16 protein-coding genes and 2 CRISPR repeat arrays are annotated in these 15760 nt (G+C 35.8%); of the genes, 6 read left to right on the plus strand and 10 right to left on the minus strand.

From position 1 onward, the window contains the following. Nucleotides 1-136 precede the first annotated feature (136 nt). The 5 genes from aspS (at nucleotide 137) to tmaR (ending at nucleotide 4934) form a co-directional block, all read left to right on the plus strand. The gene (aspS, locus tag A9G10_RS07810) at nucleotides 137-1894 is read left to right on the plus strand and encodes an aspartate--tRNA ligase (RefSeq protein WP_065558974.1); all 1758 of its coding nucleotides are present in this window, start codon (nucleotides 137-139) and stop codon (nucleotides 1892-1894) included. A gap of 10 nt (nucleotides 1895-1904) precedes the next feature. After that, nucleotides 1905-2357 (plus strand): dihydroneopterin triphosphate diphosphatase, encoded by a 453-nt coding sequence (nudB, locus tag A9G10_RS07815; protein ID WP_065559034.1) that lies wholly within the window; start codon nucleotides 1905-1907, stop codon nucleotides 2355-2357. A 10-nt stretch (nucleotides 2358-2367) separates the two neighbouring features. Then, nucleotides 2368-2784: a hypothetical protein gene (locus A9G10_RS07820; protein ID WP_065558975.1), complete on the plus strand. Its 417-nt coding sequence runs from the start codon at nucleotides 2368-2370 to the stop codon at nucleotides 2782-2784. Nucleotides 2785-2873: 89 nt separating this feature from the next. Next, nucleotides 2874-4340 carry a 4-hydroxy-3-polyprenylbenzoate decarboxylase gene (gene ubiD / locus A9G10_RS07825; RefSeq protein ID WP_065558976.1) on the plus strand — a complete coding sequence of 489 codons (1467 nt, stop codon included), beginning with the start codon at nucleotides 2874-2876 and terminating at the stop codon, nucleotides 4338-4340. Nucleotides 4341-4613: 273 nt separating this feature from the next. After that, nucleotides 4614-4934, plus strand: a complete 321-nt coding sequence (gene tmaR, locus A9G10_RS07830; protein WP_065558977.1) for a PTS system regulator TmaR — start codon at nucleotides 4614-4616, stop codon at nucleotides 4932-4934. Between the two features lie 54 nt (nucleotides 4935-4988). On the opposite strand, the gene yciH is transcribed toward tmaR, so the two are convergent. The 7 genes from yciH to tmk all read right to left on the minus strand — a co-directional run bounded on the left by yciH (nucleotide 4989) and on the right by tmk (nucleotide 11586). Beyond that, a complete protein-coding gene (gene yciH / locus A9G10_RS07835) occupies nucleotides 4989-5312 on the minus strand; it encodes a stress response translation initiation inhibitor YciH (protein ID WP_065558978.1) in 324 nt (107 codons plus the stop codon). Between the two features lie 4 nt (nucleotides 5313-5316). Further along, nucleotides 5317-6021: an orotidine-5'-phosphate decarboxylase gene (gene pyrF, locus A9G10_RS07840; RefSeq protein ID WP_065558979.1), complete on the minus strand. Its 705-nt coding sequence runs from the start codon at nucleotides 6019-6021 to the stop codon at nucleotides 5317-5319. Nucleotides 6022-6047: 26 nt separating this feature from the next. Then, nucleotides 6048-7226: a GDSL-type esterase/lipase family protein gene (locus A9G10_RS07845; RefSeq protein WP_143425982.1), complete on the minus strand. Its 1179-nt coding sequence runs from the start codon at nucleotides 7224-7226 to the stop codon at nucleotides 6048-6050. Further along, on the minus strand, nucleotides 7219-8433 hold the full coding sequence (locus tag A9G10_RS07850) for an SGNH/GDSL hydrolase family protein (protein ID WP_065558981.1): 1215 nt from the start codon (nucleotides 8431-8433) through the stop codon (nucleotides 7219-7221). The genes A9G10_RS07845 and A9G10_RS07850 overlap by 8 nt, the downstream gene beginning before the upstream one ends. A gap of 60 nt (nucleotides 8434-8493) precedes the next feature. After that, nucleotides 8494-9894 (minus strand): MBOAT family O-acyltransferase, encoded by a 1401-nt coding sequence (locus tag A9G10_RS07855; protein ID WP_065558982.1) that lies wholly within the window; start codon nucleotides 9892-9894, stop codon nucleotides 8494-8496. A 64-nt stretch (nucleotides 9895-9958) separates the two neighbouring features. Beyond that, the gene (gene holB / locus A9G10_RS07860; protein WP_065558983.1) at nucleotides 9959-10945 is read right to left on the minus strand and encodes a DNA polymerase III subunit delta'; all 987 of its coding nucleotides are present in this window, start codon (nucleotides 10943-10945) and stop codon (nucleotides 9959-9961) included. Further along, complete coding sequence (gene tmk / locus A9G10_RS07865; protein ID WP_065558984.1) at nucleotides 10942-11586, minus strand: dTMP kinase; 645 nt, start codon at nucleotides 11584-11586, stop codon at nucleotides 10942-10944. Before tmk ends, holB begins: the two co-directional genes overlap by 4 nt. Before the next feature lie 458 nt (nucleotides 11587-12044). Here tmk and A9G10_RS07870 point away from each other — a divergent pair, with 458 nt between their 5' ends. Then, entirely contained in the window at nucleotides 12045-12560 is a 516-nt protein-coding gene (locus tag A9G10_RS07870; RefSeq protein ID WP_065558985.1) for a hypothetical protein, read from the plus strand. A 113-nt stretch (nucleotides 12561-12673) separates the two neighbouring features. After that, nucleotides 12674-13191: direct repeats of the CRISPR family, unit length 29 nt; unit sequence CGGTTTATCCCTATGTGCATAGGGAACAC. Nucleotides 13192-13568: 377 nt separating this feature from the next. On the opposite strand, the gene A9G10_RS12610 is transcribed toward A9G10_RS07870, so the two are convergent. From A9G10_RS12610 to cas1e, 3 genes are all read right to left on the minus strand, one after another. After that, on the minus strand, nucleotides 13569-14129 hold the full coding sequence (locus A9G10_RS12610; RefSeq protein ID WP_065558986.1) for a DUF6708 domain-containing protein: 561 nt from the start codon (nucleotides 14127-14129) through the stop codon (nucleotides 13569-13571). 59 nt (nucleotides 14130-14188) lie between these two features. Continuing rightward, a CRISPR array of direct repeats spans nucleotides 14189-14462; the repeat unit is 29 nt. Between the two features lie 82 nt (nucleotides 14463-14544). Then, nucleotides 14545-14838: a type I-E CRISPR-associated endoribonuclease Cas2e gene (gene cas2e, locus A9G10_RS07880; RefSeq protein WP_065558987.1), complete on the minus strand. Its 294-nt coding sequence runs from the start codon at nucleotides 14836-14838 to the stop codon at nucleotides 14545-14547. 2 nt (nucleotides 14839-14840) lie between these two features. Next, the gene (gene cas1e, locus A9G10_RS07885) at nucleotides 14841-15758 is read right to left on the minus strand and encodes a type I-E CRISPR-associated endonuclease Cas1e (protein ID WP_065558988.1); all 918 of its coding nucleotides are present in this window, start codon (nucleotides 15756-15758) and stop codon (nucleotides 14841-14843) included. Nucleotides 15759-15760: the final 2 nt, after the last annotated feature.

Here is a 15760-nt window from a genome sequence, read left to right on the forward strand (position 1 = left end):
ACATAACCAAACAATATATTTCAATGACGCAAAAATAATTAAAGAATAAATCTCAACAAATGCCTTTATAAGGACACTATTTGATTTATAATACCTCATATTTTTTTATAAGATTGGTATTTAAACAGGATATTTTATGCGTTCAATTTATTGTGGTCATTTAACAGCATCTCATATTAATCAAGAAGTCACATTATGCGGTTGGGTCAATAAGCGTCGAGATTTTGGCGGTATGATATTTATTGATATGCGTGATCGCGAAGGGATTGTACAAGTGTTTTTTGATCCTGAATATCAACAAGCTTATCAACTTGCCAGTGAACTACGTAATGAATTTTGCATTCAAATTAAAGGAAAAGTAAGAGCAAGACCAGAAGGACAAGCAAATAAAGACATGGCTACGGGTGAAGTAGAAATCTTAGCCACCGAACTGACAATTTTCAATCGCAGTGATGTGCTGCCACTTGATTTTAACCAAAACAACAGTGAAGAACAGCGTTTAAAATATCGTTATATCGATTTACGTCGTCCTGAAATGACAAACATCTTTAAAACCCGCGCTCAAATTACTGCATTTGTACGTAACTTTATGAATGAGCATGGTTTTCTTGATATTGAAACCCCTATGTTAACCAAAGCCACGCCAGAAGGTGCACGTGACTACCTTGTACCAAGTCGAATTCACAATGGTGAGTTTTATGCACTGCCACAATCACCGCAATTATTTAAACAACTATTAATGATGTCTGGCTTTGACCGCTATTATCAAATTGTAAAATGTTTTCGTGATGAAGATTTACGTGCAGATCGCCAACCAGAATTTACTCAAATTGATGTTGAAACTTCGTTTATGACCGCAGAGCAAGTCCGTGATGTCATGGAGCAAATGATCCGTGAACTTTGGTTACATGTTAAAAATGTGGATTTAGGTCAATTCCCTATCATGACATTTGCCGAAGCGATGCGCCGTTACGGTAGCGATAAGCCTGATTTACGAAATCCATTAGAAATAATAGATGTTGCCGATTTAGTAAAAGATGTCAATTTTAACGTATTCTCAACCCCAGCAAATGATCCAAAAGGTCGGGTAGCACTACTTTGCGTACCAAACGGAGCCCAGTTAACCCGTAAACAGTTAGATGATTACACACAATTTATTTCGGTCTATGGTGCAAAAGGTATGGCATGGATTAAAGTCAATGACCGCAATAAAGGGCTTGAAGGGGTCCAAAGTCCGGTTGCTAAATTCTTTAATGAAACGCAAATGGAAGCACTATTGAATCGAGCTAATGCCAAAGATGGTGATATTTTATTATTTGGGGCAGATAGTTATAAAGTTGTGAGCGATGCATTAGGTGCACTACGATTAAAAGTAGGTAAAGATTTGAATCTGACTGATGAAAATCAGTGGGCTGTGCTTTGGGTAGTGGATTTTCCAATGTTTGAAGAAACGGATGAAGGACTTAGTGCGATGCACCATCCATTTACATCACCAAAAGACTTGACGCCAGAACAGCTTAAAGAAAATCCTGAAAATGCGATAGCTAACGCTTATGACATGGTTATCAATGGATATGAAGTAGGTGGAGGGTCAGTACGTATCCACCGTAGTGAAATGCAACAAGCTGTCTTTTCTATTTTAGGTATTAATGAACACGATCAACGCGAAAAATTTGGCTTTTTACTTGATGCGCTAAAATATGGTACACCGCCACATGCAGGACTTGCATTTGGTTTAGATAGATTAAGTATGCTATTAACGGGTACCGATAATATCCGGGATGTTATAGCATTTCCTAAAACAACAGCGGCAACCTGTTTAATGACCGATGCACCAAGCCCGGCAAATCCTAATGCATTAGCTGAGCTGGGCATTGAAGTTAGCAAAAAATAGTGATGTTTTAATGCAAAAGTTCAAAAAACCTGAATCTGTTTTAGTTGTTATTTACTGTCAAAAAACTTTGCGCTGTCTCATGCTACAACGCAAAGATGATCCCCATTTTTGGCAGTCAGTAACAGGTAGCATGGAAGATAACGAATTGCCTGTTGAAACTGCCATTCGTGAGGTTTTTGAAGAAACCGGCATTGATATTCTGGGTAAAAATCTTAATTTAATCGATACTAACCATACGGTTGAATTCAAGATTTTTCCACAATTTAGGCACCGATATGCACCTGAAGTTGAAATAAATAAAGAACATTGGTTTTATTTACCGCTCGAAAATGAAATAACACCAACGCTTACTGAACATTTAGCTTATCAATGGTTGACAATTAGTGATGCAGCTAAAATAACAGCATCACCAAATAATCAAGAAGCAATTAATAACATTATTCAATTTAACGAGATTAATTAAGGAGTAGGAAATGAAATTAAATCAGTATGCCATTGTGTTATCAAGCTTATTGTTTTTCATACCTAATAGTTATGCTGAAATAAACATTAAAACATGCCAAACCAACAAAACTGATTATATCATTTTCGATGAAATCGATTCGCAAATCGCCGAAAATATTATCGAACACAAATTACATAATCAACCTGAAATAAGAGAAAATACCATCATCAAAGTTTTTGCTAATGAAAACAATGATGACAGAAACTATTGGATTGCTTCTTTTGAGTTTGAAGATCAAACGACCCAATATCTTTTTTATCAAGTAGATGAAAATAAATTTATTGATATCGACCAACAACAATTTGAAACATTATTACCTAAAATTGTGAAATGCAATCAAAATCAACAAGTGCCTATTTATAGTGAAAATTTTGACGCTGACTAGTTGATAATAAAATAACGTTAACATATAGGATGTTGGACTACCTTAAATTAGTGTAAACAAAGGCAGATTAATAGGGAGTAATTATTTTTATGAACTTTACCAATTTTCGTGATTTTTTAAGTTATCTTGAAGAACAAGGTGAATTAAAACGAATTCCCTATCCTGTTAATCCTTATCTGGAAATGACCGAAATTGCAGATCGTGTTTTACGAGCTAAAGGTCCAGCCTTATTGTTTGAAAATCCTATTGGTTATGACATGCCCGTACTTTGTAACTTATTTGGAACCCCCAAACGTGTTGCGATAGGAATGGGGTTAGAAGATACATCACAATTACGTGAAATTGGTGAATTATTAGCTTTCTTACGTGAGCCTGAACCACCAAAAGGCATTAAGCAATTTTTTCATGTGTTACCCAAATATAAGCAAATATTAAATATGCCTGTTAAGCGACGATCGTCTGCGCCTTGTCAGGAATTGATTTTTAAAAATGAAGAGGTTGATTTAACACGTCTGCCGATCATGCATTGTTGGCCCGATGATGTCGCACCACTATTAACCTGGGGACTAACGATAACAAAAGGACCTTATAAAGAAAGGCAAAATGTCGGCGTTTATCGCTTACAATTATTAGGTAAAAATAAGTTAATCATGCGCTGGCTATCTCATCGAGGTGGAGCGCTCGATTTTGCAGAATGGCAACAAGCGCATCCTAATGAAAAATTTCCTGTTAGCGTTGCCATTGGTGCCGATCCTGCGACCATATTAAGTGCAGTCACTCCCGTACCTGATACGTTACCCGAATACGCCTTTGCAGGTCTATTACGAAATAGTCGAACTGAAGTGGTAAAATCGCTATCTAATGATTTAGATGTACCCACTACCGCCGAAATTATTTTAGAAGGCTATATTGATCCGAATGAATTAGCGCCTGAAGGTCCGTATGGTGATCATACTGGTTACTACAACGAAGTCGAAAAATTTGCAGTCTTCACGGTAACGCATTTAACTCGTCGAAAAGATGCGATTTATCACTCTACCTATACTGGTCGTCCACCCGATGAACCGGCCGTAATGGGACTGGCATTAAATGAGGTATTTATCCCTATTTTACAAAAACAATTTCCTGAAATTGTCGATTTTTATTTACCGCCCGAAGGATGTTCCTACCGGATTGCCATAGTCACCATCAAAAAACAGTATCCTGGTCATGCTAAACGTGTCATGATGGGCGTTTGGTCTTACTTACGTCAATTTATGTATACTAAATTTGTTATTGTATGTGATGATGATATCAATGCCCGAGACTGGAAAGATGTTATGTGGGCTATTTCAACGCGCATGGATCCTCATCGTGATACCACATTTATTGACAATACGCCGATTGATTATTTAGATTTTGCTTCGCCGGTTTCTGGGTTAGGCTCAAAAATGGGATTAGATGCGACCAATAAATGGCAAGGCGAAACTCAGCGAGAATGGGGAAAAATCATCAAAAAAGATCCAAAAGTTGTGGCTTATATCGATGAAATTTGGGATAAACTTGGCTTAGAGTAAACAGACTTAATAAGTTCAATTAAACACTCTAAATTGGGTCAATAGCATCGATATTTAGCATTAATGACAAATAGGAATAAATAATTAGCCGTTATAACAAATAAGTAAGCTTATATTGAACGGTAACAACTTATTGAAATATCGATGATTTTGCATTGAACATAACTTAAAATTGATAAAAACTCAAAACAGATTTAATTATCATCTATAAAGTTATTAGTATATAATTAGTAATAGTTTATTTTTTCCATTTTTAGAAATAAGGGGTTATAGATGGACAAGGAAAAAAATGCCGCACCATCATTTCAAGATGTATTAGAATATATTCGTTTATCACGTCGTTTAAACAAATTAAAACGTGAAATATCCGATAATGAGAAAAAAATTCGAGATAACCAAAAACGAGTATTATTACTTGAAAATTTGAGTGATTATATAAAACCAGATATGACTTATGACGAACTTCAAGCTATTATTGCTAATATGAAAAGTGATTATGATGATCGTGTTGATGATTATATTATCAAAAATGCTGAAATTTCAAAAGAACGCCGTGAAATCAGCAACAAAATGCGTAGCTATCGTTCTCACTAACAAATAGCAGATTTACTCCCATTCAATAATGGGAGTAAAGACAATTACCCTAACTCAACCACCGGCTAACTTTACTTTAAAGCCTTTTTCTTCCAGCAAAGATTTGAGTAAATCACGTTTATCGCCTTGAATTTCAATGCTACCATTTTTAACTGCGCCACCACAACCACAACGTTTTTTGAGTTCCGCTGCTATTTTTTGGAGTTGAGCATCATCAAAATCAAATCCTGAAATGACGCACACACCTTTACCTTTACGTCCGGATGTTTGGCGTTGAATTCGAATAATCCCATCCCCTTTTGGTCGAGATTCTTTTACTTCAACCGATTTAATACGACCTTGATCGGTAGAATAAACAAGTGGATTATCAGACATCATGAAATTAACTCTTACTCAAATCAAGGGTTGATAAAATAGTTCGCAATGCTAAAGAAGGATCATCTGCTTGCGTAATCGGACGCCCAATAACCAAATAATCCGACCCTGCGGCTTGCGCACGTTGTGGCGTCATAATTCGACGCTGATCATCTGCATTTGCACCAGCAGGTCTAATACCTGGGGTCACCAGCTTGAAATCACTCCCTAAGCGAGTTCTAAAACTTTGCACTTCTTTAGCGGAGCATACAACGCCATCAAGCCCACAATTTTTGGCTAACAAAGCTAATTTAGTTGCTTGTTCCAAAGGCGAAATAGGGATACCGATTTCTTGAAGATCAACCGACTCCATGCTGGTTAAAACAGTTACCGCGATTAAAAGAGGTGCATCTTTACCATATGGATAGAGTGCGTCTTTCGCCGCTTGCATCATTCGAGACCCACCACTAGCATGAACATTGGTCATCCAAACACCTAAATCAGCAGCAGCTACGATAGCTTTAGCAACCGTATTTGGAATATCATGAAATTTAAGATCCAAAAAAACATCAAAGCCTTTATTCATAATCTGCTTAATAAAATCGGGGCCAGCATGTGTAAAAAGCTCTTTGCCAATTTTCAAACGACAATCGTTTGGCTCAACACGATCAATAAAATTCCAAGCTGATTTAACATCAGCAAAATCAACAGCAACGATAATAGGTGAAGACATAACAGATTTATTCCTTTTATTAATAACTAATCGCTATTTTTTTTAACAAATTCATTTAAATCATTATAAAAGATTTTGGCACTTTCTTTATAGCCTTGCAAGGTTTGATGTACTAAATCTGACCGAGCCAATCCATACTTAGTCCAAAGCTTAACCGAATGACTTCCCCCCATTGCGGCTTGCCAATCCCAAAACAGTGTTCTTTCTGATTTAGCCACTTGTTTTTGAATTGTTTTTACCAAATGATAGGACTTTGGAATTTCAGTTTGATTAATCATTGTATCAGGCGGTGATATCAATAAAATGGCAGCATTCGGCAATAATTTTCGAATTTTACGAATGTTATAGACTAAATTTTTCCGATATTCATTTGCATCTAACGTTTCATCGAAACTCTCGTTTGTGCCATACTCCAAAATAACCAAATCGCTTTTAGATAACAATAATTCCTGAAACCACTGAGGGCGCCATTTTTGCCAAATTGTTTGCTTAGCCCCATTCGAACCAATCGCAGATACAATAACACCCGACTTGTTGGCACGAGTTAACCAAAATCCGCCAATTTCAGTACTGTCTTTACTTTTAATGGTAATAGGAAGCGTTGAAGTAACCGTTGTCGTTTGCCAACCACCAAATTTATCCTTGAAACTAAAGGCAATTTTATCTTTATTATAAATACTTAATGGATTTTTAGTCATTTTCTTTGTTTTAAAAATAAGGCTAATTTTCCATATATCTCTATCGTCTGCTTTAAGAGCCAACTCAATAGAAGCTTGAGAATTAATAGGTTTAGCGATAAAACCGCCCATAGGAAAATCGAGATTACTTAATACTCGACTACTTAACAATTCCCAATTAGAATCTTTCAAACTTACTCGAGTATGGTTTTGCCCCTTAATCCAAACAGGAGGAATCCAGCCGATACCTGCATCACCATATTTATCTTGCATCAACGTTCTAAATTCGCCTGTAAAAAAATCTGCAGCTGTATGAGAATCACCAAATTGGGTGATATTGACAACTTTATGGGTGGAGTCTTGATTATTGACTAATGAATTTAAGCGTAAAACGAATTGTTTAGCATTTGGATCGCCAAAATCAACAATCACAGACTTAGACGTTGGAATACCTTCAGCCATAGTACTAAAACTGACAGTAAACACCACCGAAAAAACAGCAACCATAGTCTTAATGCATTTATTCAATGTGGGATTCCTCTGATAAAGTGGATGTGATATGGTTCAAAATTGCTTGAGCTAAAAGCTTTTGTCCAGTTATTGTAAAATGAATACCATCGTCTATTCTCACTTTAATTTTTTGCTTATTAGTCTCAATATAGCTGTTAAATTGATCGTAAGAACAACCTAATAAGGTATTGGTTTCCATAAAATGTTGATGCGCCTTTTCAACTTCGGATTCATATAAATGGCTTAAATAATTCATTCCGTCATTCAACTTTGGTTTACGCATACAAGGTGGTGAAAGCCAAAGTACTTTTACATTATGTTGATTCGCTATATCTAATATTGATGCAACACGTAAACGGTACTGTTCTTCCCACAATTGCGATTTAAACTTAGCATATTTAGCATATCCCTTAACAGGAAAATCCCAAGGATCATTAGGGCCTAAAAAAATGACGATTAATCTAATAGAGGGATCAGCACTGATTGCATCATTAATTGTTTTTGGCCAATCAAAAGCTTTTGGATAAGCAAGTCCGGTACTTTGTTTACTCAGATTAATACTTTCTATCTTATATTGTTTAAATAACATTTTTTTAACATATGGTGCAACCCCTTGCATTAATGAATCCCCCGCAAAAAGGACTTTATCATTATTAGTTAAAACAATCGGTGAAAGTTCAGTAAAATCTGTATCATTGCTAAGTGTTGGGTTACGTGATTCATCTAATGTTACCGTATTACCTAACGCTTTATTAGTACGAGTACTGTTTAATTGACTTTCAGAATGAGTTTGACTTTTATTAGTAGTTAGCAGGCTATCCCCCTTAATTAACGGTAATTTTTGTTTATTATTTTCAGTTGTGTGATTGGATTTTATTGTTTTGTTTTGCGGGTTATTTTGTTGTAACTGTTTATCAGCAATTGCGTTTGCGGTCACGACATTAGGATGTGTTTGATTATCCTTTTCAATATTCGTGTTTTCTAATTGCTCTGATTCATCCGATTCATTAGTCCATTTTGTCTGATCACTCTCAGTGACATTAGCATCATCAACCATTAACGCCATATCAAAAAACTCAAAATGGTAAGATTGCTGGCAATAAACCAATATTGATTTATGAAACAAAACCATTAAAGCAATAGCTGTCACGACTAACACTATCACAATATAAAATGCTGATAATGTTTTGTTAGTTGGCATTGATAGCATATTACTTAACTTCATAAAATCCTTCAAATTACTGTTCCTTGTTGAAAACTGATCTTAAAAATTTATAAAACACAATTAAAAACTGGCATAAATAAAATCGGGCATACCTGACGGCGCAAAATAAATGACGCACCACAAAATCATTATTATTATTACGGGTAAATATAATTTATTAACTTTAGATAACAGTACCGTTGCCAAATTAGAAAGATTTTTACACATTGGATAAACTAAATAAGCAACCATGATAATTAAAAAAGCCAGCCAATATTGTGGTTTTATCATCAAATTATGCGTTAATGCCATTAAATAGTCCAAAGCATCAGATAAATTTTCACAATAAAAAAACAACCAAGTAAAACAGACATAATGCCAAGTTAATAAACGCGCAATAAAAGGTGAGCGTTGACTAATCACATCACGACCGAAAAAGCGATCACCAATATTTAGTGCCACAATACCAATACCATGACAAATCCCCCAAATAATAAAATTGAGACCTGCACCATGCCATAATCCCGATAAAAACATTGCCAATAAAACATTGATTTGTGTTCGGGTAAATCCCTTACGGTTACCACCAAGCGGAATATAAATATAATCCCGAATCCATTGAGATAAACTTATGTGCCAACGCGCCCAAAAATGCCTTAAGTTCAAAGATAAATAAGGTTGGTTAAAATTAATTGGCAGACGGAATCCTAACAACAATGCAATACCTGTCACCAAATCCGTATAACCTGAAAAATTGAGATAAATTTGCATTGCATAAGCATATAGCCCCACTAATAAATCAATCACACTAAATTCTAATGGGTTGGCAAAAATGGGGTTAACCCATGCATCATTTATCCAGCCACCTAAACAATAAACTTTAATGATTGACATCATGATTAATATAAAAGCCCGATATGGCTCTAAAATTTGGCGAGGTTGGCAAACTGAAATTTGAGGCAAAAAATCTTTAGCCCGATTGATCGGTCCTGCGACAATACTGGGGAAAAAAGATAAAAAAAGCGCAAAATCCCAAAATTTAGCTACGTCAATCTCTTTTCTTTTAACAGAAACTAAATAACTGACAGAATGGAAAGTATAAAATGAAATACCAATAGGGATTAGCACAGAAAATAATGGTAATAAAATAGGGATATGAAAGACGTTAAGTAAAGCTTGAAGTTCTTGTCGGAAAAAATCAAAATATTTAAATAATGCTAAATTACTGATCGATATAACTAAACCAAAAATTAACCATCTTTTAGCATGATGTTTTGAAACCGATATCATCATCGAAATAAGATAAGTAACACAGGTATAAACACCAAGAATTAACGCAAATTGCCAACTATAACTGCTTACAATTAAATAACTTGAAACAAGTAATAAGGCATTTTGTAATTTAGGTAATAAGTTAAATGCCCAATATACAGCAAAAAAAACGATAAACAACAGACCAAATTCAATAGATAAATAACTCACTATAATCCTTCGTTAAAACGTTTACATCTAAAATAATATCCCTCAATACGCCCATAAAAACGATTTAATCGCAAATCAACTCTGATTGAGAAAGAACATAATAAACCAATAATTCTTTATTCAATCCAGTTATTGACAATAACTGACGTCTGGCATTCAACCATAGTTCATAAAGAGCAGTAATTTTTTCATAACTTAATGTTGCCAATAATCTTACCAATGGCACTTGATCACGATTAATAATATACCGTCCAGCTTTTTGTTTTGCTTTTAATGCATCACTTAATAAAGCACAAAACCAACTAATGCGATCAATAAAATGGTCATGCTCAAATGTTACGCCAAGCGTCCAAAAATCATGATTAGGAATAACACTCAATAAATTTTCACAAAATACTTTACGTTGTTGCCATTTTGTAGGATCCAATAAAGTTTTTGCTGTTAATGGCGCATTTTCGCTTAATAACAAGGCTGACGCAAGTTCATTATCACTATAATGTAAACCCTGTTTATTTTTCAACCAATCCATAGACTGCTCAAGCTTAGGTATCGGTAAAAAATAAGAAAAACAACGACTATAAATAGTTGGTAATAAATGACTATTATGATCGTCACTTAAAATAAAATAAGTATTTGCCGGTGGCTCTTCTAACGTTTTCAATAATGCATTTGCGGCGGCTTCGGTCATTAAGGCAGCATGTTTAATCCAAATCACTTTATTACCGCCTTGCTGTGATTTTTCGTAAACTTTAGCGGTAATACTTCGAATCTGATCGATACCGATCGATTGCTTACCTTGTTCGTTAGTTATCTGATAAAAATCAGGATGATGATGAGACAAAAATAGCTGGCAGCTATGACATTTTAAACAAGGGGCTAGATCGCTTGATGCTTGGCATAATAAACGATTTGCTAATTGCTCGATTAGCTCATCTTCACCACTGCCTTGAATATAATTAATCAATAAAGCATGATGGGCACGATCATGTAAAATACTTGTCGCTAATTGCTGATAGGGCTGTATAAGCCAACTATATCCATTCTTGATCATGCGTTATTAACCTGTATTGATGATAACCATGCAGTTAACACGTCTTCAATTTGCTGTGTTACCGCATCCATTGATTGACTAGCATCAATAGTAATTATGGTAGCATCTTGATTAGCAAGCTCTAAATAACACTGACGTATACGTTTAAAAAAGGCTATAGCTTGCTGTTCAATCCGATCTAATTGTCCACGTGATTTAGCTCGCATTAAGCCAATTTCTGGATCAATATCTAAATATAATGTTAAATCGGGTTTAAAATCCCCTAAAACTTGTTTTTTTAAAGTTTCAATAAAGTGCCTGTCAAGCTGGCGCCCACCACCTTGATACGCCTGTGTTGATAAATCATGGCGATCACCTATAACCCAATTACCTTTGTTTAGCGCAGGTTTAATCACGTTTTCAATAAGTTGAATACGGGCAGCATATAACATCAATAATTCGGCTTTATCGGTTAGTGGTTCATGTTGTAAACCATTTTTAATAATATTACGTAACGCTTCAGCAATCGGGGTTCCACCCGGCTCACGAGTAAACTGTAAATTCTTCACATCGTGTTGCTGTAATACATGAGCAACAGTATTAATTGCTGTGGTTTTTCCTGCACCTTCAAGTCCTTCAATGACAATAAATTTGCCGGTCATACTTATTTCCTAAATTAATTAAGCTGATGAACGAGTGAACATAACGCTATTGTACGCTATTTTTAACGATTATTTTAGTTCGTATCGCAAATACCTTGTTAATACTTACCAAGAATGAATCCTATTTAATAGACCGACAGAGTAGAACATACTATTTACTAATTCGCGATTCGTTTATAACATCAAAATAAATCAAAATAAAAATAGTTTGATGTTGTTCATTAATGGAAAATTTTTGTGTATGTGAACTTTATATTTATTACCTTGTCAAAAAAAATACTGATTGTTTTTTTTGCTACTTATCATTTGTTTAATAAATAATTCATCGTAGTATTAATGAGCAATCAAAGCAGTGTTGAGAAAGAAAAAACGTTTTTAGATAACATAAAATCATTAGGCGTACTTTCAACCATATCTGAACAAGAATATAAAACAAAATTAATCTGGAATAGCAAGGAATGAAAAAAATACTTCTACTATTAGTCACATTTATGTCACTAGTAACATTAACTAGTTGCAACAAAACACCTTTAGAAAAGGTTTTAAAAGATGTAAAAAACAATCATCCTAAAACCATAACACTCTCTGATTATACTAATTTTAAATGGGATGAAGTTTGGTTAATCAGTGGCAGTATTGGTGGAAGGTATATCATATTAATGCGAGAAAAAAATATTGATGTTAAGAAAGTAGAATCTTTTCCAAATTCTAGATATGGAATAGCTCAAGAATTCTCTAATACAGCTGTGTATGTATATAATAACAAAGTAGTTTATTACGAGTTCCCTCCAGATGCCAGAGATTATGTGGCTTTGGCTTCAGAGGGAGCATTAGCTCTTTTAGATTTTAAACTAGAAAGAGGACAGATTATGGTTGTTTCAAGTAATAATTCCGAATGTGAAGTAAAAGATGGAGATTTAGTTCCCATTAAGCCGATTAAGCTCTATGAAAACATGGATGAAAAATTGAAATGATTCCTAATGCATTAATCAATGAATTAGCCATACTAAGTATTAGATTATGATCGTGAAAAATGTGTATAGAATCAAGCAACCTATTCTCTCACTGTTAGAACACATTTTAGCAACAGTTTATCCCTATGTGTATAGGGAACACTTTAGCTAATTCGGATTGTGTTAAATTTAATTCGGTTTATCCCTATGTGTATAGGGAACACATCAACCATAATATTGGTTGTTAACGATTTAACGGTTTATCCCTATGTGCATAGGGAACACAATATGGAGACATAAACAATGGCAATCATTCGCGGTTTATCCCTATGTGCATAGGGAACACATTTATTGTTAGCGTCTGTGGAATGGCAGACCCGGTTTATCCCTATGTGCATAGGGAACACCTCGATAATTCGCCCTCTGCATCGTTTAAACGCGGTTTATCCCTATGTGCATAGGGAACACTTGAGGCCGATCGTATTTGTAATCCGAATGATCGGTTTATCCCTATGTGCATAGGGAACACAGTGATATCGTTCATTAGAATATTGTTTCCATCGGTTTATCCCTATGTGCATAGGGAACACTGTCAGCGACAAGCTTTAAGCCACCAGCAATACGGTTTATCCCTATGTGCATAGGGAACACTCTAATTATAACTTATTGTTTATTAATTAAAATAGAGAGGTGTAAAATTCTACCGATTTATTGATGTTTTTTTAGGCGATTGGTTTTAATAAGCATCAGGAATGTAATTTAATATTTATCATAATGTTAACTATGTTTAAAAAGATTTTTAAGTAGAGCCTGCTTTTGCAACTCCTCGGCGCACCGACCGATTTTGATAGCAATGGTATATTTTACTTTTCGGTAATTGATTTTGACGAATGGTTAAATGCTGATCTTGCCTTTATTTGGGCAAGTATTTAGCATCAATTTATGTTTAATCCTATAACTATCAAAACTAACAATCTGTACGCATTATTATTTATAGATAACTAATTTTATTAAAAATATTTTTGCACATTAACCATTACCATAATCCACCAGTTTGCCTGTCTTTTCGTCACGTACGCCCCATTCTAAACGGCTGTCTAATATGGCTTGTTGTACTTTTGGTGGGTAGTCCGATAAGGTGGTTTCTTTCGGGACTGGTTTGCCTGTTTTTCCTGCTTGACGAATCACTTTCGGCCAACGGGGTTGCCAGCACAAGCATTCCGAAATAAAGTAGCCCACGGTGTAAAACGTTAATAAAATTAAAAATACTGGGATTAATAAAATATACATCCAAAAAGTAGGCGCATTTTTTGCTGCGTGAATCATCGGGCTTACATGACCACTAAAACCGTGGAAAGGCATAGGTAAATGGGTGCTTAAACGGGGTTTAGGCAGATTGTCCCGTCCGTGCTCCATATAACGGCGGATAAATTCCCATTCGTCTTTATAGTCTTGTGGGTTATAAGTGTTTTTGCCAATGCCGGCGGAGTGAGCAATCGGAAAGCAGGTTTTATACGGGTGAAAGCTCATTAAATTAACCATATTGGTACCCCCCATATCCGAGCCTGTTTCGCCAAAGTTCGACGGCATAATATGTTCCCATTTAAACACCACCGTACCACCGCAGTATTTAGGGCGCTGAATATAGACGGTTTATCCCTGTGTGTACAGGGAACACAATTGGTGGTAAATTTAATTTCGATGAAAAAGCGGTTTATCCCTGTGTGTACAGGGAACACGCCTAGATCTATTTTAAAGTCGCCCCCCTGCCCCGGTTTATCCCTGTGTGTACAGGGAACACTGGCAATTCATGGGATTTGATACGGTAAGTTGAGGTTTATCCCTGTGTGTACAGGGAACACCCAGGGTGGCCTGGAGTTCGACGGGCGATATGCGGTTTATCCCTGTGTGTACAGGGAACACTAAACGTAGCTATTTGTTTTATTTAAACTTATAGCGACCATAAAATTCTACCAAATTTTTTTAATTTTTAAAGAACTTTAACTTATTGATTTTCAATAGGTAAAAAAGATACCAATCTGAGTCCATCGAGTTCTACCGGCACTCTTCTGTTGGTACCATAAGTTTGGAAGTCAAATCCAGATTCAGTATTGGTTGCCCAAGCAAGTACAACATTACCTTCTTCAGCAAGTTCGATGATTTGTTGCCAAATCATCTCTCTTATCGGTCTGGAAATATCACCTATGTAAACACCAGCTCTGATTTCTAATAACCAAATAGCTAAGCGTCCTCTTAATCTGGGTGGTACATTTTCAGTCACCACAACACACATACTCATGATTAATGGCTCCTAAAGCCACTATCGGCAAGTGATTGAGGTTCTGGAATCGCAGGTGGTACTACATCATCAGGAGGCGGTGGAGGTTCAATACCTCCAGCGGATAATACCTCTTCAATCAGTGGAATTAATGTCGCCAATGTTTTTTGACTTCTAAAAATATCGCGACAAGCAATGCGCACTTCACGATCAGGGTCAGCTCTATTTTTAGCAGCAATTTCAAACGCTTTGGGTACCACTGTTTCAAATTTTATAATATCGGCAATATCATAAACAAACGAGAGCGGTTTTCCGCTATGCACAAAACCGATAGCTGGTGCATAACCAGCTGCCAAAACCGCTGCTTCGGTAATACCATAAAGACAAGAAGTGGCAGCACTGATACATTGATTGACCGTATCGCCTTTTTGCCAATCTTTTGGATCATATTTACGTCCATGCCACTTAACACGATACTTTTTGGCTAGTAATGCATAAGTTGCACGTACACGAGCGCCTTCAACACCTCGTAATTGTTCAATAGAACGTCGGCTAGGAGCCGGTTCGCCAAATCGCAGTTCAAACATTTTTTTGACAACTTTTAGACGAAGTTCATCATCCAAAGCTAATTTTGCTTGATAAAGTAATTTGTCTGAACGGGCTCCCCCAGGCTGACCTGTCGAATACATTCTGACGCCAGCCTCACCTACCCAGACTAACAGTGTCCCCACAGTTGCGGCTAATCTAACCGCTGCATGTGATACTCGTGTACCGGGCTCAAGCATGATACAAGCAATAGATCCAACGGGAATGTGGGTTCTAACGCCTGTTTTATCTATTAATACAAAAGCACCATCTAAAACATCAATTTGTCCATATTGTAGGAAGATCATTGATGTTCTATTTTTTAAAGGAATAGGATTCAGTGGAACATACACCATAT

The organism is Gilliamella sp. wkB308 (assembly GCF_001690185.1).
GTDB classification, from domain to species: domain Bacteria; phylum Pseudomonadota; class Gammaproteobacteria; order Enterobacterales; family Orbaceae; genus Gilliamella; species Gilliamella apicola_I.

Coding starts and splice junctions, on each gene's coding strand:
- nudB (WP_065559034.1), top strand. CDS start 1,905: ATGCAAAAGTTCAAAAAACCTGAATCTGTTTTAGTTGTTATTTACTGT.
- A9G10_RS12610 (WP_065558986.1), bottom strand. CDS start 14,129: ATGCCGTCGAACTTTGGCGAAACAGGCTCGGATATGGGGGGTACCAAT.
- cas2e (WP_065558987.1), bottom strand. CDS start 14,838: ATGAGTATGTGTGTTGTGGTGACTGAAAATGTACCACCCAGATTAAGA.
- A9G10_RS07850 (WP_065558981.1), bottom strand. CDS start 8,433: ATGAAGTTAAGTAATATGCTATCAATGCCAACTAACAAAACATTATCA.
- holB (WP_065558983.1), bottom strand. CDS start 10,945: ATGATCAAGAATGGATATAGTTGGCTTATACAGCCCTATCAGCAATTA.
- tmk (WP_065558984.1), bottom strand. CDS start 11,586: ATGACCGGCAAATTTATTGTCATTGAAGGACTTGAAGGTGCAGGAAAA.
- tmaR (WP_065558977.1), top strand. CDS start 4,614: ATGGACAAGGAAAAAAATGCCGCACCATCATTTCAAGATGTATTAGAA.
- cas1e (WP_065558988.1), bottom strand. CDS start 15,758: ATGGTGTATGTTCCACTGAATCCTATTCCTTTAAAAAATAGAACATCA.
- A9G10_RS07820 (WP_065558975.1), top strand. CDS start 2,368: ATGAAATTAAATCAGTATGCCATTGTGTTATCAAGCTTATTGTTTTTC.
- ubiD (WP_065558976.1), top strand. CDS start 2,874: ATGAACTTTACCAATTTTCGTGATTTTTTAAGTTATCTTGAAGAACAA.
- yciH (WP_065558978.1), bottom strand. CDS start 5,312: ATGATGTCTGATAATCCACTTGTTTATTCTACCGATCAAGGTCGTATT.
- pyrF (WP_065558979.1), bottom strand. CDS start 6,021: ATGTCTTCACCTATTATCGTTGCTGTTGATTTTGCTGATGTTAAATCA.
- A9G10_RS07870 (WP_065558985.1), top strand. CDS start 12,045: ATGAAAAAAATACTTCTACTATTAGTCACATTTATGTCACTAGTAACA.
- aspS (WP_065558974.1), top strand. CDS start 137: ATGCGTTCAATTTATTGTGGTCATTTAACAGCATCTCATATTAATCAA.